This is a genomic window from Bradyrhizobium sp. NBAIM08, assembly GCF_020193935.1.
Taxonomy (GTDB): domain Bacteria; phylum Pseudomonadota; class Alphaproteobacteria; order Rhizobiales; family Xanthobacteraceae; genus Bradyrhizobium; species Bradyrhizobium yuanmingense.
In genome coordinates this window covers 673,087-691,813 of sequence record NZ_JADYVR010000002.1, presented here as the reverse complement: position 1 = coordinate 691,813, position 18,727 = coordinate 673,087, and the positions used below count along the sequence as shown (strand labels likewise).

Here is an 18,727-nt window from a genome sequence, read left to right as displayed (position 1 = left end):
CAATGCAAACGCGACTACCGTCCGTCTCATGGTGTCGGCATGTGCGGTGCCCAACGGCGCGCGCGATGATCTGCCTTCCCGCTGGCGGGTCGTTTCCTCACGATTCCGATACTAGTCGTGGCTGCTTGGTAACGCTATCATTTTGTTCGCCGCGCCCGCGCCTGATACGGCTGGCCTGCTGTCCGAACGTCGCGCCGACGAGCTTTGCCGCTCGATCACCTTGAAGCCGAGATCGAGCACCGGCTGCTCCGGGCGGCGGCCCTCGATCGCGTCGATCAGCATGGCGGCGGCCGTCTTGCCCATCTCATAGCGGTTGGTGCGGACGCTGGTGAGGGTGGGGACGGCGGCGGCCATGAATTCGAGATCGTTGAAGCCGACGATCGCGATCTGCCCGGGGACTGCGATCTCCCGGCGCCGGCATTCGAACAGCACGCCGAGCGCGAGGTCGTCGTTGGCGCAAAACACCGCATCGATGTCCGGCTCGCGCGCCAGCAGATCGGTGAACAGGGCGCCGCCGAGCGTCACCGAGGTCGGCGTCGCCGTCGTGACCACCAGGCGCTGGTCGAACGATCCGGCGTCCTTCATGGCCGAGACATATCCGTCCAGCCGCCGCTGCACCCTGGGATCCATCCTCGCGCCGACGAAGCCGACCTTGCGGTGACCTTGCTCGAACAGATGCGCGATCGCCGCGCGGGCCGCATCATAGTGCGAAAAGCCGATCATCATGTCGACCGGGTCCGGGCCTATCTCCATGATCTGCACGATCGGACAGTCCGCGGCCTGAAGCATCGCGCGGGACTCCGCGGTCTGGTCGATGCCGGTGACGATCAGCCCGGCCGGCTTCTGTGCCAGAAACAGACGCAGCAACTTCTCTTCCTGGAGAATGCTGTAGCGCGTGTTGGACAACTGGATCGAGTAGCGGCTGCCTTCTGAGGCGTCATAGATGCCGCGCAGCACGTCCGAGAACACGTTGTTGGTGAGCGATGGGATCAGGACACCGATGACCTCGGTGCGTTGCGAGGCGAGGGCGCGCGCGGCAAGGTTGGGCACATAGCCGAGCTCCTTGGCGGCGCTCTCGACCCGCGTCCGCTTGGCGACCGACAGGGCCTCCGGATTGCGGAAAAAGCGCGACGCGGTAATCGGGCTGACGCCGGCGAGCTCGGCCACTTCGGCCAGCCGGATTTTGCCTGACTTAGTGCGTTTTCGACCCATTTGCTGCTCTTAACACAGTCAGTCCCGCAAACAAAGGAACGTTGACAGCGCTACCAGCAACGACTAACCAAAGACAAATTGCCAAAACCGCACAAACTACCGACAATGTTGCCCGCTAATATCGGGCCTGGTTCGGTAAAGTCCGAAAAACAAGACGGTCGCGGCGCGAGAGGCGCCGTGGACTTTCGAGGAGGGAGCTAGATGTCGTCTGTGCAAATCCGCGACGTGCGGAAATCGTTCGGCAATTTTGAAGTCCTGCACGGCGTGACGATTCCGATCGAGGACGGCCAGTTCGTCGTCCTGGTCGGCCCCTCCGGCTGCGGCAAGTCGACGCTTCTGCGCATGCTCGCCGGCCTCGAGAACATCACTTCCGGGACGATCTCGATCGGCGACCGCGTCGTCAACAATGTCCAGCCCAAGGAGCGGGACATTGCGATGGTCTTCCAGAACTACGCGCTCTATCCGCACATGACGGTCGCCGACAACATGGGCTTCTCGCTCAAGCTGCGGAATGCCAGCTCGGACGAGATCAACAAGCGCGTCAAGCGCGCCGCCGAGATCCTCGCGCTGTCGCCGCTGCTCGACCGCTATCCGCGACAGCTCTCCGGCGGTCAGCGCCAGCGCGTCGCCATGGGCCGCGCCATCGTGCGCGATCCGCAGGTGTTCCTGTTCGACGAGCCGTTGTCGAACCTGGACGCCAAGCTGCGCGTGGCCATGCGCACCGAGATCAAGGAGCTGCACCAGCGGCTGAAGACGACGACCGTCTACGTCACCCACGACCAGATCGAGGCCATGACCATGGCCGACAAGATCGTTGTCATGCATGACGGCATCGTCGAGCAGATGGGCACCCCGCTCGAGCTCTACGACAAGCCCGACAACCAGTTCGTCGCCGGCTTCATCGGCTCGCCTGCCATGAACTTCCTCAAAGGCCATGTGCGCGTCAACGGCGTTGCGAGCTTCGAAGGACCGAATGGCGTCAAGCTCCCGCTCAAGACCGCGCCCGCCAATTCCGACGGCCGTCCTGCGGTCTATGGCGTGCGGCCGGAGCACTTCACCATCGCCGATGACGGCGCCGAGGCCGAGATCATCGTCGTCGAGCCGACCGGCTCGGAGACGCAGGTGTTTGCCAAGCTCGGCGGCGAGCAGGTCGTCGCGGTCTTCCGCGAGCGTCACCAGTTCAATCCGGGCGACAAGGTGCGGCTGAAGCCCGAGCCATCGCTGGTCCATCTGTTCGACGATGCGACGGGCAAACGCATGAACGCCTAACGCATCAGACGACAAGGCATAAGACGACAAAAAGCATCACAGGGAGGACAACATGCAAGACTTTACCCGCCGGTCTCTGCTTCAAGGCGGCACCGCTTTGGCTGCGACCGGCATGCTGACGGGGCCGGCACTGTTCGACTTCGCCAAGGCCTGGGCGCAGAGCGCGCCCTGGAAGGCCGAGCCCGGCGCCAAGCTGACGGTGATGCGCTGGAAGCGCTTCGTGCCGGCGGAGGACGATGCGTTCAACGCGATGGTGGCGGCGTTCAAGGCCGCGACCGGCACCGAGATGAACACCTTCAGCGAGTCCTTCGAGGACGTGCAGCCGAAGGCCTCGGTTGCGGCCAACACCGGCTCCGGCCTCGATCTCGCCTGGGGTCTGCACACCCTGCCGCAGCTGTTCCCGACCAAAGTGCTGAAGATGAACGATGTCGCCGATTATCTCGGCAACAAGTACGGCGGCTGGACCGATGCGGCTGCCAAGACCTGCAAGCTGGGCAACGACTGGCTCGGCATTCCCGTCGCCACCAACGGCGGTTACATGACCTACCGCAAGTCGGCGCTCGACAAGGCTGGCTTCAAGGAATTCCCGAAGGACTTTCCCGGCTTCCTCGAGATGTGCAAGGCGCTCAAGGCCAACAACACGCCGGCCGGCTTTGCGCTCGGTCACGCCTCGGGCGACGGCAATTCCTGGCTGCACTGGGTGCTGTGGGGCCACGGTGCCTACACGGTCGACCAGAACGACAAGATCGTCATCAATTCGCCGGAGACGGCGAAGGCGCTGGAATATTGCAAGGCGCTGTACGACAGCTTCATTCCGGGCACGGCGTCCTGGAACGATTCCTCCAACAACAAGGCGTACCTCGCCGGCGAGCTCTATTGCACAGCGAACGGCATCTCGATCTACGTCGCCGCCAAGACCGATCCCAGCAAGAAGGAGCTCACCGAGGACACCTATCACGCGCTCTGGCCGGTCGGTCCTGTCGGCAAGCCGACCGAGCTGCAGCTGGCGCTGCCGATCCTCGCCTTCAACTTCACCAAATATCCGAATGCGGCAAAGGCCTTCGTCGCCTTCATGCTGGAGAAGGAGAACTACGAGAAGTGGCTGGCCGGCGCGCAGGGCTATCTGACGCAGACCCTGAACGCCTATGAATCGGCGCCGATCTGGACGGCCGATCCCAAGAACGCCGTGTTCTCGCAGGCCTCCAAGCGCACGCTGCCGGCGTCGGGCATCGGCACCGTCGGCGAGAAGGCGGCAACCGCGATCGCCGACTTCATCGTCGTCGACATGTTCGCCAATTACTGCACCGGCGCCAAGGATGCGAAGGGCGCGATGGCGGAAGCCGAGCGCCAGCTGAAGCGCATCTATCGCTGAACAGTCACGGGGCGGGCGCCTCTTGGGTCGCCCGCTCGTCAACATTTCGATCAGGGATATCGGGCATGGCTGATGTCGCAATTCCCCGGGCCAAGCCTCAGATGACCGAGGCTGGCGCCTGGGCCCAGCTTAAACACAATCGCAATTGGCTCGGCTTCTGGTTCATGGTGCCGGCCATGGTGTTCCTGATCTTCTTCCTGGCCTATCCGCTGGGGCTGGGCATCTGGCTTTCCTTCACGGACACGCGCATCGGCAGGGTCGGACAGTTCATCGCCTTCGAGAACTACGAGTGGCTGTGGGACGATTCCATCTTCTGGCTGTCGGTGTTCAATACGCTGCTCTACACCTTCGTCGCCAGCGCCTTCAAATTCGGCATCGGCCTCTACCTCGCGCTGCTGCTCAACGAGCACATGCCGTTCAAGGCGATGCTGCGCGCGATGGTGCTCATCCCCTTCATCGTTCCGACGGTGCTCTCCGCGCTCGCTTTCTGGTGGATCTTCGACTCGCAATTCTCGATCATCTCCTGGTCGCTGAAGCATCTCGGGATCATCAACCAAAACATCAACTTCCTCGGCGACACGACCTGGGCACGCATTTGCGTGATCTTCGCCAATATCTGGCGCGGCGTGCCGTTCGTCGCGATCACGCTGCTCGCAGGCCTCCAGACCGTCTCGCCGTCGCTCTATGAAGCCGCGACGCTCGACGGCGCCACGCGCTGGCAGAATTTCCGCTACATCACCTATCCGCTCTTGACGCCGATCATCGCCGTCGTGATGACCTTCTCGGTGCTGTTCACCTTCACCGATTTCCAGCTGATCTGGGCGATGACGCGTGGCGGCCCCGTCAACGCCACTCATCTGATGGCGACCCTGTCCTATCAGCGTGCGATCATCGCCGGGCAGCTCGGCGAGGGCGCCGCGATCTCCAGTGCGATGATCCCGTTCCTGCTCGCCGCCATCATGGTGTCCTGGTTCGGCCTGCAGCGTCGCAAGTGGCAGCAGGGAGAAAACAATGACTGATCTCCCCACCTCGCGGATCGATCTCAAGGCCGTCCTGCATAGCTCCGCTCCGACAGTCGCGAAGGATGATCACAGCGAGGGCATGAGCTATCTGCAGTCGGTGCCGCGCAGGCTGGTGACGCTGTACCTGCCGCTCGCCATCATCGTCGTCGTCCTGCTGTTCCCGTTCTACTGGATGGCGCTGACCTCGGTGAAGCCCGACGAGCAGCTGCTCGACCTCGACAAGTACAATCCGTTCTGGACCTGGAATCCGACCTTCAAGCACTTCCACAAGCTGCTGTTCGAGAGCTACTATCCGTACTGGCTCTGGAACACGATGTACGTGGCGATCTGCGCGACGGTGCTCTCGATCATCGCCTCGGTGTTCGCCGCCTACGCCATCGTGCGCTTGCGTTACAAGGGCGCCAATCTCGTCGGCGGGCTGATCTTCCTCGCCTATCTGGTGCCGCCGTCGATCCTGTTCATTCCGCTCGCCACGGTCGTGTATCAGTACGGCCTGTTCGATTCGCCGCTGGCGCTGATCCTGACCTATCCGACCATCTTGATCCCGTTCTCGACCTGGCTGTTGATGGGCTATTTCAAGACCATCCCCTTCGAGCTCGAGGAATGCGCGCTGATCGACGGGGCGAGCCGCTGGCAGATCCTGATCAAGATCGTCGTGCCGCTGGCCATTCCCGGCCTGATCTCGGCCTTCATCTTCTGCTTCACGCTGTGCTGGAACGAGTTCATCTACGCCCTGACCTTCCTGCAATCGACCGGCAACAAGACGGTGCCGGTCGCGATCGTGAACGAGTTCGTGGACGGTGACATCTACCGCTGGGGCTCGCTGATGGCGGGCGCGCTGGCCGGCTCGCTGCCGCTCGTGATCCTTTACGCCTTCTTCGTGGAGCATTATGTGTCGGCGATGACCGGCGCCGTGAAGGAATGATCGCGGGGCTTGCCGAGGGCGCGCCAATGGTTTCAAGAGCGGCGCGCTCCGGCCAATAAGTCCGGCCAATAAGAAGGAGTTGAGCTCTTGCACATTCTGGTTCTCGGCGCCGCCGGCATGGTCGGCCGCAAGCTCTGTGAACGGCTGCTGCGCGACGGCCGGCTCGGCAAGAGCGATATCACCAAGCTGACCATGCATGACGTGGTCGAGCCGAAGAAGCCGGAGCAGGCCGGTTTTGCCGTCGAGACCGTCTCGGGCGATTTCGCCGTCCCGGGCGCGGCTGAGAAACTGATCGCAGGTCGCCCCGACGTGATCTTCCATCTCGCCGCGATCGTCTCCGGCGAGGCCGAGCTCGACTTCGACAAGGGCTATCGCATCAATCTCGACGGCACGCGGATGCTGCTCGATGCGATCCGCCTTGCGGGCGGCGGCTACAAGCCGCGCGTGGTGTTCACGTCCTCGATCGCAGTGTTCGGCGCGCCGTTTCCCGATGCGATCGGCGACGAGTTCTTCCATACCCCGCTGCTCAGCTACGGCACGCAGAAGGCGATCGGCGAACTTCTGCTCGCCGATTATTCCCGCCGCGGCTTCCTTGACGGCATCGGCATCCGCCTGCCGACCATCTGCATCCGGCCGGGCCTGCCCAACAAGGCGGCATCCGGCTTCTTCTCCAACATTCTGCGCGAGCCGCTCGCCGGCAAGGAAGCGATCCTCCCGGTCTCCGAGGACGTCCGCCACTGGCACGCGACGCCTCGCTCGGCCGTCGGCTTCCTGCTTCACGCCGGCACCATGGATCTCGCCACTGTCGGCCCGCGCCGCAATCTGACCATGCCGGGCCTGTCGGCCACGGTCGGCGAGCAGATCGCCGCCTTGAAGCGGGTTGCGGGCGAGAAGGTCGCCGCGCGCATCAAGCGCGAGCCCGATCCCTTCATTGTCGGCATCGTCGGCGGCTGGCCGCGCAATTTCGATGCCAGGCGGTCGCGCGAACTCGGCTTCACCACCGCCGAGAAGACGTTCGACGATATCATCCGCATTCACATCGAAGACGAGCTCGGCGGCAATTTCGTCGCCTGAGCTCGGACTGAGCGGGCCCTGATGATGGCGAGCGTTGCTTGCATCGGCGAATGCATGGTCGAGCTGCGGCAGGCCCAGGGCGGCGCGTCCGCCGGGCAGGGGCAGGGCGGTGGCCTGTACTCACGCGGCTTCGGCGGCGACACCCTCAACACGGCGGTGTATCTGGCGCGGCTGGACGTCAAGGTCGATTATCTCACCGCGCTCGGCGATGACGCCCTGAGCGACGAGATGGTCGCTGCCTGGAATGCGGAAGGCGTCGGCACGCGGCGTGTCGTGCGGCTCGCGGGCAAGCTGCCCGGCCTCTACATGATCCAGACGGATGCGGAGGGCGAGCGCCAGTTCTTCCATTGGCGCGACAGTGCGGCCGCGCGCCAGCTGATGAGCCTGCCGGAGACGGACGAGCTGCTCAACTCGCTGATGAGCTACGACGTCGTCTATCTCTCTGCGATCACGCTCTCGATCTACGACGCGGCCGGGCGCGAGCGCCTGTTCGGCGCCATCAAGCGCGCGCGCCTGCTCGGCACTCGCTTCGTGTTCGACACCAATTTCCGCGCGCGCGGCTGGCCCGACCGCGATATCGCGCGGGAGGTGTTTGCGACCGCCTTCGCGGCCGCCGACATCGTGCTGACCTCGACCGAGGATCTGCTCGCGCTCCATCCCGGCGAAAGTCACGACCAGCTGATGGCGCGCATCCCAACCCCGGAACTGGTGTTCCGTCTGCCCGAGCCGGTGAGCCTGTTGCGCTACCCCGGCGGCGCCAGCGAGGTCCGCGCCGAGCCCATGACCAAGCCTGTGGTCGATACCACTGCCGCCGGCGACAGCTTCGCCGCGGCCTATATCGCGGCCCGGCTCGCCGGCGCCGAGCCGGTGGAGGCGGCCCTATCAGGACATCGGCTCGCCAGCCTCGTGATCTGCTATCCCGGCGCCATCATTCCGGGCTATGCCATGCCGCCGAAGAAGCGGCACCGGCCGGCGGCGTCCCGCCAGGCCAACAATTAGACAGCGACCAAATGAATCGAGACCCATGACCACGGCTGCCCAACAGAACCACCTCGTCGCGCTGTTCAAGGCTGCGACCGTCATTCCCGTCCTCACCATCGAGCGCATCCAGGATGCGGTGCCGCTGGCGCGCGCGCTGGTTGCCGGCGGGGTCCGCACGCTGGAGGTGACCTTGCGCACCCCCGTTGCGATCGAGGCGGCGCGCGCGATGATGACCGAGGTCCCCGAGGCGGTCGTCGGCATCGGGACCATTCTCAACCCGTCCGACTTCAGCCGGGTCGAGAAGCTCGGCGTCGCGTTCGGCATCAGCCCGGGCCTGACCCCCGATCTGCTCAAGGCCGCGACCGACAGCTCATTGCCGTTCGCGCCGGGGATTGCCACGGCCTCGGAACTGATGATGGCGCTGTCCTACGGTTTCGACGTCGCAAAGTTCTTCCCGGCGGAGCAGGCCGGCGGCATCAAGGGCCTGCGCGCCCTCGGCGGGCCGTTCCCGAACGTGCGGTTCTGCCCGACCGGCGGGGTGGGCGAGGCCAATGCCGCGACCTGGCTGGCTGAACCCAATGTCGTTGCGGTTGGCGGGTCCTGGCTGTGCCCGACGGCGGAAATCCGGGCCGGGAACTGGGCCGGCATAACTGCCATCTGCGAGCGGACCCTCAAGGCGCTGAAAGCCGCGTGAAGTCTTGCCATCCCTGGGCTAAGACTTAGCTCAGGAAGAGGCCTCCAGGGAGAAATGACCATGACCGCCAGCATCGTCGGATGGGCGCATACGCCTTTCGGCAAGTTCGACACCGAAACCGTCGAAAGCCTCGTCACCCGCGTCGCCAATGAGGCGCTGGCGGATGCCGGCATCTCGGCCGGTGATGTCGACGAGATCGTGCTCGGCCATTTCAACGCCGGCTTCTCGCCGCAGGATTTCACGGCGTCGCTGGTACTGCAGGCCGATCCCAAGCTGCGCTTCAAGCCGGCGACCCGTGTCGAGAACGCCTGCGCCACGGGATCTGCCGCCGTGCATCAGGGCCTGCGCGCGATTGCCGCAGGGGCGGCCAAGATTGTGCTGGTCGTCGGCGTCGAGCAGATGACGCGCACGCCGAGCGCCGAGATCGGCAAGAACCTGCTCAAGGCTTCCTACCTCCCTGAGGACGGCGACACGGTCGGCGGTTTCGCCGGCGTGTTCGGCAAGATCGCCAGCTCCTACTTCCAGAAATACGGCGACCAGTCCGATGCGCTGGCGCTGATCGCGGCCAAGAACCACAAGAACGGCGTCGCCAATCCCTTCGCCCAGATGCGCAAGGACTTTGGCTTCGACTTCTGCCGCGCCGAGAGCGAGAAGAACCCCTATGTCGCCGGCCCGCTGAAGCGGACGGACTGCTCGCTGGTCTCCGACGGCGCCGCTGCGCTGGTGCTGGCCGATGCCGAGACGGCCAAGGGCATGACCAAGTCGATCGGCTTCCGCGCCACTGCGCACGCCCAGGACTTCCTGCCGATGAGTAAGCGCGACATCCTGCAGTTCGAGGGCTGCACGGTCGCCTGGCAGCGGGCGCTGGAGAAGGCCGGTGTCACGCTGTCCGATCTCTCCTTCGTCGAGACCCATGACTGCTTCACCGTCGCCGAGCTGATCGAGTACGAAGCGATGGGTCTGACGCCGAAGGGGCAGGGCGCCCGCGCCATCAAAGAAGGCTGGACGCTCAAGGACGGCAAGCTGCCGGTCAATCCGTCCGGCGGCCTCAAGGCCAAGGGCCATCCGATCGGCGCCACCGGCGTCTCCATGCATGTGATGACCGCGATGCAGCTCGCGGGCCAGGCGCCCGAGGGCATGCAGCTCAAGAACGCCAAGCTCGGCGGCATCTTCAACATGGGTGGCGCGGCCGTCGCCAACTACGTCTCCGTCCTGGAGCCGCTGAAGTAGTTTGATCCTGTAGGGTGGGCAAAGGCGCCATACGCCATGCCCGCCTTATTTCTTTGCGTTAGATCATGGTGGGCTCGCGCGGCCCCCTTAATGCTCTGATTGATTTTGCGGGAAATGCATCATGAGCACTAACTACGAAGATTCACTGTCGATGGACGCACTCAACGATCGTATCGCGATCCTCGAAGACAATATCCGCCAGCTCATCGAGCAGGCCGCTGCCGCCTCCGGCGAGCAGAACGAGTCGCGCATCGCCGACCGGATCAATCAGCAGAATGACGAACTCGACCGGCTCCTGAAGATCCGGGAATCCCGTCAGAAGAAATAGCGGCCGACGTCGCCCCGCGGCGCATGCCGCCATACGCCGCCCGCCCTTGCGCGAGCGGCGGCACTGCCGTTAGCTGGACCGAAATCGCGTGGGCAGTTGGGCTCGGCGCAATCGGGAGCGAACGATGGGGCCGCTGAAAGGCATCAAGGTCGTCGACATGACCACCGTGCTGATGGGCCCTTATGCGACCCAAATGCTCGGCGATTACGGTGCCGACGTCGTCAAGGTGGAATCGCTGGACGGCGACGTGACCCGCCTGATCGGCCCGATGCGTCACGCCGGCATGGGGCCGGTGTTTCTCAACACCAACCGCAGCAAGCGCTCGATCTGTCTCGATCTGAAGAAGGCTGCGGGGCGCGAAGCCGTGCTGCGGCTTTTGAAGGACGCCGACGTCCTGGTCTACAACGTCCGCCCGCAGGCGATGGCGCGGCTTCAGCTCGGCTACGACGTCGTCTCCGCCATCAACCCGCGCCTGGTCTATGCCGGCGTGTTCGGCTTCGGCCAGGACGGGCCCTATGCCGCAAAACCCGCTTACGACGACCTGATCCAGGGCGCCACGGCGCTGCCGGCGCTGATGGCGCAGACCGGCGACGGCGTGCCGCGCTACGTGCCGAACGCGCTCGTCGACCGTATCGTCGGCCTCACCGCGGTCGGCGCGATCTGCGCCAGCCTCGTGCACCGCGACCGCACCGGCCGCGGCCAGCGTCTGGACATTCCGATGTTCGAGACCATGGCCGGCTTCGTCATGGGCGACCACATGGGCGGGCTCACGTTCGAGCCGCCGCTCGACAAGGGCGGCTATGCCCGCCATCTCTCGCGCGACCGCAGGCCCTACAAGACCTCGGACGGCTATCTCAGCGTCATCGTCTACAACGACAAGCAGTGGGAGAACTTCTTCAAGGCCACGGGGCGCGACGACCTGCGCGCCGATCCCAAATTTGCAACCTTCGCCGGCCGGGCCGCCAATATCAATGTGGTCTACGCCGAGCTCGCCCGCATCTTCGAGACGCGGACCACGGCCGAATGGATCGACCTGCTGACGAAAGCCGACGTGCCTGTCATGCCGATGCACGATCTCGCCTCGATCCTGCACGATGAGCATCTGGAGGCGACCGGCTTTTTCCCGGTGGTGACCCATCCGACCGAAGGTCCGATCCGCAGCATGAAAGTGACGGCGACCTGGTCCGAGACCGAAGCCGAGCCGGTCCGCCTGGCGCCGCGGCTCAACGAGCACGGCGCCGAGATCTTGCGCGAGATCGGCTATTCCGCTGACGAGATCGCAGCCATGGTGCGCGACGGCGTCACGCGTGACGCACCGGAGTAGGGGGAGTGCAGATGACCACGCTTCTCTCATCCGTCATTCCGGGGCGCGCCTCTTGGCGCGAGCCCGGAATCCATTCATCCTCCGCACATGCCGTTCGATGGATTCCGGGCTCGCGACTTCGTCGCGCCCCGGAATGACGGTGGAGAAATGGCACCATGAGCTTCATCACCGGCGTCGGCCTCACGTCGTTCGGCAAGCATGAAGGCTCGTCCTCGCTCGACCTGATGAGCGAGGCCGCGCAAGCCGCGCTCGACGATGCCGGCCTCGAGCGCACCGAGATCGACGGCATCCTTTGCGGCTACTCCACCGTCTCCCCGCACATCATGCTCGCAACCGTCTTCGCCGAGCATTTTGGTATCCGCCCGTCTTACGCCCATGCCGTCCAGGTCGGCGGCGCCACGGGTCTTGCGATGACGATGCTTGCACATCATCTCGTCGCGTCAGGTGTCTGCCGGAACGTTCTGGTGGTCGCTGGCGAGAACCGGCTCACCGGGCAGAGCCGCGATGCCTCGATCCAGGCGCTGGCGCAGGTCGGCCATCCCGACTACGAGGTGCCGTTAGGACCGACCATTCCCGCTTATTACGGCCTCGTTGCCAACCGATACATGCACGAATACGGCGTGACCGAAGAGGATCTCGCCGAATTCGCGGTGCTGATGCGTGCCCACGCCTGCACCCATCCCGGCGCGCAATTCCACGATCCCATCAATGTCGCCGACGTCATGGCCTCCAAGCCAGTGGCGCTGCCGCTCAAGCTGCTCGATTGCTGCCCGGTCTCCGACGGCGGCGCGGCGTTCGTTGTCAGCCGCGAGCGAACCGGGGAAGCGGGCGTGCGTATCCGCGGCTGCGCCCAGGCCCACACGCATCAGCATGTCACGGCAGCGCCCGCCCTCAGCGAGCTTGGCGCCGAGATCTCCATCGCGCGTGCAAAGGCGGCCACGGGTCTCGCGATCTCCGACGTGCGCTACGCCGCGATCTATGACAGCTTTACGATCACGCTCGCGATGCTGCTGGAAGACCTCGGTCTCGCCGGCCGTGGCGAGGCGGCCGCGCGCGTGCGCGCCGGCCATTTCAGCCGTGATGGCGCGATGCCGCTGAATACCCATGGCGGTCTGCTCAGTTACGGCCATTGCGGCGTCGGCGGCGCCATGGCGCATCTCGTCGAGGCGCATTTGCAGATGACGGGGCGGGCGGCCACCCGCCAGGTCCGCGACGCCTCGATTGCACTGCTGCACGGCGACGGCGGCGTGCTGTCGTCTCACGTCAGCATGTTCCTGGAGCGGGTCAGATGAGCGAGCGTCTGGCGGACTGGACCAAGGGTAAAGAGGCCATCACCTACCAGACCTGCACCGCATGCGGGCATGTACAGTATTTTCATCGGGCCTTCTGCGCAGCTTGTGGCGAATCGGACCCGCGCGAGCAGCGCGCCAGTGGCAAGGGCAGGGTGTATGCGACCTCGTTGGTCTGCCGCGCGGCAACGCCCGAGACGCGCGCCCACGTGCCCTACAACATCCTGCTGGTCGATTGCGCCGAGGGTTTTCGCATGATGGCCCACGGCGAGAATGACCTCGCCATCGGCGATTCGGTCATCGCGAGCTTCAAGCCGTTCGCCGGCAAGCTGGTGCCGTTCTTTGCCAAAACCAAATAGGGAAACGCGAATGTAGCCCGGATGGAGCGCAGCGAAATCCGGGATTCGCACCTCGCGGACAGGCTTCCCGGATTGCGCTGCGCTTCATCCGGGCTACACGCCAACCGAGGGATCCGTCATTCGGGGGCGGTCATGCGACCGAGCCTGGAACGGGAATTCTGGGCTTGGCTTGTGCGAGAGCCACCCCGGAATGACGAAAACGCTGAGCGCCTGATCCGGAAAAGTGTGAAGCGGTTTTCCGAAAAGATCATGCGCAATCGAAATACTCTAACGCCCGTAGAACAAGATGCTGGCGATGACGAGCATCGCCGTCACCGCCAGCATATGCGCGAGCGCTCCCGAGGCTGCCCCCTTGGTGGCTTCCTTCATGCCGTTTTCTCCCTAGACTTGGGCGTGACTCATCGTTGCGCGGTGAGCGCATACGACGGCCAATTGTTTTTACTCGGAACACCCCTTGCGAGTATCCGCCGCGATTTGTCCCCCCGCGGCGAATATCGACTGTGTCAGGGTCGATCAGCAATGCGGCGGCAATTTGACTCGATGATGTTGCTCGTGCGTCCCCACGCGAATAGAGTCTTCGGGAACCTTCGCCAATGGCGACCAAAAGCATCAAAAGATCAGGGAAAACTTCAGGAAAATCATGGCCCGCATTCAGTACAGCGACCCGTCCAAGGCATCCGACCGCACCCGCGAAATCCTCGACAAGAACCGCCATGCCAACATCTTCCGGATGATGGCGCATTCGCCGAGTTACTTTGAGCAATATTGCCGCCTCGGGGGCGCAATCAGGCACAAGGGCGAGCTCGACCCCATCGTGCGCGAGCTTGCGATCACCCGTACCGGCATTCTGTGCGAGGCACCCTATGAGATCGTCGCGCACAAGCGCATCGGCAAGAATGTCGGCGTCACCGACGAGCAGAACGAGGCGCTCGAGAACTGGCAGGCCGCATCCTGCTTCAACGAGGTGCAGCGCGCCGCGCTCGCCTTCACCGACGAGATCGTGAAGCTGACGAAGCCGACGGATGCGACCTTCAAGGCGATCGCATCGAAGCTGACACCGGCCGCGCTGGTCGAGCTCCAGCTCTCGGTCGGCTTCTACATCATGACGTCAAAATTCCTGGAGACGTTCGAGATCGACCTCCAGCCCGTCACCGAAGTGGTGGGCTGATCCAAAGCTCGGCTTGCGAGGGATGCTCATGACAATCGATGAATATGCGGCCTGGGCCGCAACCATTGCCAAAGTCGACGAGCATCCGTCGAACGAGCGGTTGTCTTATCTCGGGCTGGGCCTTGCCGCTGAGGCGGGCGAGGTCGCCGAGCACATCAAGAAGCTCCTGCGCGACGACTGGCTCGACAAGGCCGGTCTCGTCGAAGAGCTTGGCGATGTCGTCTACTACTGGGCCTGCCTGTGCGCCGCCACCGGCCAGCAGCCGTCCGCGCTGCTCAACGCCAGTGCCGCCAAGATCAGGCGACGCATCAGCGAAGCGGCGAGCCGGTAGAGCAAGTGAAAGCTGGGAGCTCCGGCGTCATGGCCGGGCTTGTCCCGGCCATCCACGACTTGCCGCGCAGCACGAAGAACGTGGATGCCCGGGACAAGCCCGGGCATGACGATCTGTTGCGCATGAACCGCTCACGTCGAGGTCAGAATATCCACCTTGGCGTTGGCGACGATCAGGCGGTCGGCCAGAAGCTGGGCCAGGTTACGCATGATGCATTCGCTGGCGCGGGGGTGCTGCTTGCGGAAGCGCTCGAAATCCTTCAGCGGCACCTCGCATGCCGTCGCTGCCATGTCGGCGAACACGTCGGCGGAGCGGGTTTGTTCCAGCAGCGCCATCTCGCCGAACGCCATGCCGGCGGTGAGCGTCGCCAGCCTGACGCCATCGGGCAAGGTGACGTGCACAGCGCCGCTGCGCAGGAAGTACAGGGCATCGGCGGGGTCGCCGGCCGTGAGGATTTTGGCGCCGGATTGATAGGTCCTGATGGTGCAGAGCGAGGCGAGATCCGTCAGCTCTTCCTCGCTCAGCCCGGTCAGCAGCGGCTGTTCGGCTAGCTCGGTGGTCTCGTGAAAATCGATCGAGCCGCCGTAGCGATAGACGATCTGGTCTTCGGCCCATTCGATCGCAGTGTCGAGCAGATAGAAATCGCGCACGTTCTTCAGCTCAGCGGTCCATTCGCGTAACGTATTCCATTCCTTGGAGGCGCGCCGGACGCCCGACAAGACCACCGTGACATTCAGCGCGGCCAATTCCTCGAACGCTTCGGCCACAAGTCGTGCGCCGGCCCGCGTAGTCGAGGTCACGCGGTGGAGATCGAAGATCACGAATTGCGGCCGCGGTCGTCCCGCGAGCCGGCGCGAGACGTAATCCACCGCCGACAGCGACAGCGTGCCGACCAGTTCGATGATGCGCACCTCCTGCTCGTGGGCCGCCAGGATCTCGCGCTCCTGCGGGCGGCGCACGCGGCGCGACGGGCTCTTGCCGATGTCGTAGTCGGCGATGACGGCGTTGCGTGCGTCGTCGCTGCGGTTGAGCATGTGCAGGTCGTAATGCGAGGACAGCGCCTCGCAGACCTTGATGCCGCGCACGCTGTTGCCGTGCTTGTCGAGCTTTGGCGAATAGCTGCCGAGGCCGAGGCGGGCAGGGAGCGCGGCCAGGATGCCGCCGCCGACGCCGCTCTTGGCGGGGATGCCGATGCGGTAGATCCACTCGCCGGCATAGTCGTACATGCCCGACGACGTCATCACCGAAAGTGTGCGCGAGATCGCGTAGGCGCTCAGCACCTGCTCGCCGGTGACCGGATTGATGCCGCGATTGGCGAGCGTTGCCGCCATCACCGCGATATCGCGCGCGGTCACCAGCACGGCGCATTGCCGGAAATAGACGTCGAGCACGCCGGCGACATTGTCCGAGATCACCGCGTTGGTCTTGAGCAGATAGCCGATGGCGCGGTTGCGGTCGCCGGTCTGGCTCTCGGAAGAATAGACGGCGTCGTCGACGGAAAGGTCGCGGCCTGCAAAACGGCTGAGCGCAAGGCGGATCTGCTCGAAAGCCTCCGCGCCCTTGCTGTCGTAGATCAACCCGGTGCAGGCGATCGCGCCGGCATTGACCATCGGGTTGAACGGATGGTTCTCGGAATTGAGCCGGATCGAGTTGAAGGGATCGCCGGAGGGTTCGACGCCGATCGCGCCTTCGACCTTGCCGGCGCCGAGCAGGTCCAGCGCCAGCGCGAACACGAAGGGTTTCGACATCGACTGGATGGTGAAGGGCACCCTGGAGTCGCCGACTTCATAGACATGGCCGTCAAGCGTCGCCAGGCTGATGCCGAAATAGGCAGGGTCCGCCTTGCCGAGCTCGGGAATGTAATCGGCGACATGGCCCGACGTTTCGGCGGAGAATTCGCTGAGGCAATTGTCCAGAAACCGCAGCAAGGGCGGCTTAGAGCGAGTCCAGGCGGTGGCGAGAGGCGAGAGCGGTTTCATCGCCTCCCTTGTGCAACGCAATCAGAGCACGCGCAACCCGTCCGGCATCACAGGCGGGCGCCGGACCAGGAGAAGCGCGATCAGGATCGTCGGCAGCAGGATGCCAAGGCCGAGCAGCGTCACTTGCATCTGCGACAGCGGCATGATGCCGCCGCCGGGGGTCGCCACCACGAAGCCGCCGATCACCAGCAGCACACGGATGGGCCATTCCAGGCTGCCTGTGCCGCGCAAGTCCCCGACGAAAGGCTGGTAGCCCTGGATGCCGCCGCAGATGAACAGCGTACCGAAGGCGGCGAGGCCCATCAGGCCGAGCCCGGCGAGGTATGGGCTCGAACCCTGCAGCACCAGCGCCGGATTGAGCACGAAGAAGAACGGCAGGAAATAGATGATGCTGCCGACCCACATCGATTCCCAGCCGGTCTTCATGGCCGGCGATCCGGCGATGCCGGCAGCTGCGAAGGAAGCGATCGCGACCGGCGGGGTGATCGACGACAGCATGCCCCAATAGAAGATGAACATGTGCACCGCCATGCGGTTGAGCCCGAGCTTCTCCAGCGCAGGCGCGACCAGGATGGCGAGGAAGATGTAGCAGGCCGTCGTCGTCAGCCCAAGGCCGAGAATGAGGCTGGTGAGGGCGCACATGCCGAGCAGCAGGAAGGCATTGTCGCCGGCGATGTGCAGGAGGTCGTTGGCAAGGCTCGACACCACGCCCGTCATCGAGAACGCGCCGATCAGCAGGCCGCAGCCGGCGAGGATGCCGACCAGCTCGACGAAGGTGCGGCCGTTGACCTCCAGGAACTTGCCGATCGTCGCAAATGTCCAGCGCGTGTCCTTCGAGAAGAACTGGTTGAGCACGAGAAGCAGCGCGGTGGCGTAGAACGGCGCGTGGCTCTCGCGCTTGAAGTAGAGCAGCATCACGATCAGAAGCGCGATGACGAAGACGTAGTACCAGCCGTCCTTGATCGTATCCATGATCCGCGGCAGCTCGGCGCGGGGAATACCTTTCAGCTTGTGGCGCGCCGCGTAAGCGTCGACCTGCATGAAGAGGCCGACGTAGTAGAGCACGGCCGGAATGATTGCGGCGAGGGCGACATCGGCGTAGCTGACGTTGAGGAACTGGGCGATCACGAAAGCGGTCGCACCCATCACTGGCGGCGCCAGCACGGCGCCGGTCGAGGCGCAGGCCTCGATCGCGGCGGCATAGGAGGCGCGAAAGCCGCTCTTCTTCATCACCGGGATGGTCATGGTGCCGGCGGTGAGCACGTTGGAGATGATCGAACCCGACATCATGCCGAGCAGGCCGCTGGCAAAGATACAGACTTTTGCCGCGCCGCCGCGAAAGGTGCCACACAACGCGAAGGCCAGGTTGATGAAGAACTTTCCGGCGCCCGTCATCATCAGCGCGGTGCCGAACACCAAAAAGCCGATCACGGTGTCGGCGAAGGCCTGGATGGGGATGCCGAGCAGGCTCTCGCCCGAGAGCACGTGATAGGCGGTCGCCTGTTCGAGCGTCGATTGCGTGCCACGAAACGGCCCGAGCCAGCGGGCTTCGGCGAACAGGGGATAGACAGTGAAGGGCAGAACGCTGAGGAGCAGGCTCCAGCCGCCGGTGCGGCGCAACGCTTCCATCAGCATCACCCACATCACGAGGCCTGCGGCGATCACCGTGTTGGGCGCGCCGCCGAATTCCCAGCCGGCCTCCGCCGCCTTGCGCACGTTAACCATCAGTATGATCGCCGCCGCGAAGGTCACGACGAACAGGACGAGGTCATACCAGGGAACGCGGTCGAGCGGCGCGCGTCCGGTGCCCGGAAAGATCAGGAACGTGAATGGCAGCATCAACGCGATCAGGAGATAGAAATATTCCGTGTTGAGCTGGGTGTATCCGACGAAGAAGCGCAGCGAGAATTGCTGGTTGATGCAGAGCAGGATCGTCGCCGCGGTCGCAACGATCAGCGTCCAGCGCCACGCGCCGCGCAACGTGCGCACCCGCGTCACCTCCGCCTCCTGCATGTTGCCGGCCGCGCCATGCGGATCGTCGAACACGACGCGCTTGGGCTCGTCTTGCGGGACGGTGGAAGTGGAAGAGGACATCATCGATCCCGCGCGTGGGCTGGTGAACGCAATCAGGCAAACGGCAGTTGTTTGAACCGCTCTGGCCGCGCGCTCA

The 18,727-nt window shown here is 64.3% G+C and carries 17 protein-coding genes; 14 read left to right on the top strand and 3 right to left on the bottom strand.

All coding sequences use genetic code 11. The features are described from left to right. Positions 1–111: 111 nt before the first annotated feature. Complete coding sequence (locus I6F37_RS09495; protein WP_036001181.1) at positions 112–1,212, bottom strand: LacI family DNA-binding transcriptional regulator; 1,101 nt, start codon at positions 1,210–1,212, stop codon at positions 112–114. Between the two features lie 201 nt (positions 1,213–1,413). Between I6F37_RS09495 and I6F37_RS09490 the strand changes: the two genes are divergently transcribed. From I6F37_RS09490 to I6F37_RS09425, 14 genes are all read left to right on the top strand, one after another. After that, positions 1,414–2,481: an ABC transporter ATP-binding protein gene (locus I6F37_RS09490; RefSeq protein WP_036001178.1), complete on the top strand. Its 1,068-nt coding sequence runs from the start codon at positions 1,414–1,416 to the stop codon at positions 2,479–2,481. 52 nt (positions 2,482–2,533) lie between these two features. Continuing rightward, positions 2,534–3,853, top strand: coding sequence for an ABC transporter substrate-binding protein (locus tag I6F37_RS09485; protein ID WP_225112195.1), 1,320 nt, complete (start codon positions 2,534–2,536; stop codon positions 3,851–3,853). A 65-nt stretch (positions 3,854–3,918) separates the two neighbouring features. Beyond that, positions 3,919–4,872, top strand: coding sequence for a carbohydrate ABC transporter permease (locus I6F37_RS09480; RefSeq protein WP_225151034.1), 954 nt, complete (start codon positions 3,919–3,921; stop codon positions 4,870–4,872). Then, positions 4,865–5,800, top strand: a complete 936-nt coding sequence (locus tag I6F37_RS09475) for a carbohydrate ABC transporter permease (protein ID WP_225151033.1) — start codon at positions 4,865–4,867, stop codon at positions 5,798–5,800. Before I6F37_RS09480 ends, I6F37_RS09475 begins: the two co-directional genes overlap by 8 nt. Before the next feature lie 87 nt (positions 5,801–5,887). After that, entirely contained in the window at positions 5,888–6,874 is a 987-nt protein-coding gene (gene denD / locus I6F37_RS09470; protein WP_036022474.1) for a D-erythronate dehydrogenase, read from the top strand. 24 nt (positions 6,875–6,898) lie between these two features. Further along, complete coding sequence (locus tag I6F37_RS09465) at positions 6,899–7,873, top strand: sugar kinase (protein ID WP_225146777.1); 975 nt, start codon at positions 6,899–6,901, stop codon at positions 7,871–7,873. Between the two features lie 25 nt (positions 7,874–7,898). Then, complete coding sequence (gene eda / locus I6F37_RS09460) at positions 7,899–8,549, top strand: bifunctional 4-hydroxy-2-oxoglutarate aldolase/2-dehydro-3-deoxy-phosphogluconate aldolase (RefSeq protein WP_036022476.1); 651 nt, start codon at positions 7,899–7,901, stop codon at positions 8,547–8,549. 60 nt (positions 8,550–8,609) lie between these two features. Continuing rightward, complete coding sequence (locus I6F37_RS09455; RefSeq protein ID WP_027571779.1) at positions 8,610–9,779, top strand: acetyl-CoA acetyltransferase; 1,170 nt, start codon at positions 8,610–8,612, stop codon at positions 9,777–9,779. Between the two features lie 121 nt (positions 9,780–9,900). After that, positions 9,901–10,107 carry a hypothetical protein gene (locus I6F37_RS09450; RefSeq protein WP_036001140.1) on the top strand — a complete coding sequence of 69 codons (207 nt, stop codon included), beginning with the start codon at positions 9,901–9,903 and terminating at the stop codon, positions 10,105–10,107. Between the two features lie 124 nt (positions 10,108–10,231). Further along, on the top strand, positions 10,232–11,431 hold the full coding sequence (locus tag I6F37_RS09445) for a CaiB/BaiF CoA-transferase family protein (RefSeq protein ID WP_225125788.1): 1,200 nt from the start codon (positions 10,232–10,234) through the stop codon (positions 11,429–11,431). A 155-nt stretch (positions 11,432–11,586) separates the two neighbouring features. Next, a complete protein-coding gene (locus I6F37_RS09440; protein ID WP_225151031.1) occupies positions 11,587–12,723 on the top strand; it encodes a thiolase family protein in 1,137 nt (378 codons plus the stop codon). Continuing rightward, positions 12,720–13,079, top strand: coding sequence for a Zn-ribbon domain-containing OB-fold protein (locus I6F37_RS09435; RefSeq protein WP_225149465.1), 360 nt, complete (start codon positions 12,720–12,722; stop codon positions 13,077–13,079). The genes I6F37_RS09440 and I6F37_RS09435 overlap by 4 nt, the downstream gene beginning before the upstream one ends. 640 nt (positions 13,080–13,719) lie before the next feature. Further along, positions 13,720–14,247, top strand: a complete 528-nt coding sequence (locus tag I6F37_RS09430) for a carboxymuconolactone decarboxylase family protein (RefSeq protein ID WP_036001128.1) — start codon at positions 13,720–13,722, stop codon at positions 14,245–14,247. Positions 14,248–14,275: 28 nt separating this feature from the next. After that, complete coding sequence (locus I6F37_RS09425) at positions 14,276–14,578, top strand: nucleoside triphosphate pyrophosphohydrolase family protein (protein WP_036022497.1); 303 nt, start codon at positions 14,276–14,278, stop codon at positions 14,576–14,578. A 131-nt stretch (positions 14,579–14,709) separates the two neighbouring features. Here I6F37_RS09425 and glsA read toward each other — a convergent pair whose 3' ends face one another. Both glsA and I6F37_RS09415 read right to left on the bottom strand, forming a co-directional pair. Then, positions 14,710–16,557 carry a glutaminase A gene (gene glsA, locus I6F37_RS09420; RefSeq protein ID WP_036001126.1) on the bottom strand — a complete coding sequence of 616 codons (1,848 nt, stop codon included), beginning with the start codon at positions 16,555–16,557 and terminating at the stop codon, positions 14,710–14,712. Positions 16,558–16,578: 21 nt separating this feature from the next. Then, the gene (locus I6F37_RS09415; protein WP_085968778.1) at positions 16,579–18,654 is read right to left on the bottom strand and encodes a TRAP transporter permease; all 2,076 of its coding nucleotides are present in this window, start codon (positions 18,652–18,654) and stop codon (positions 16,579–16,581) included. Positions 18,655–18,727: the final 73 nt, after the last annotated feature.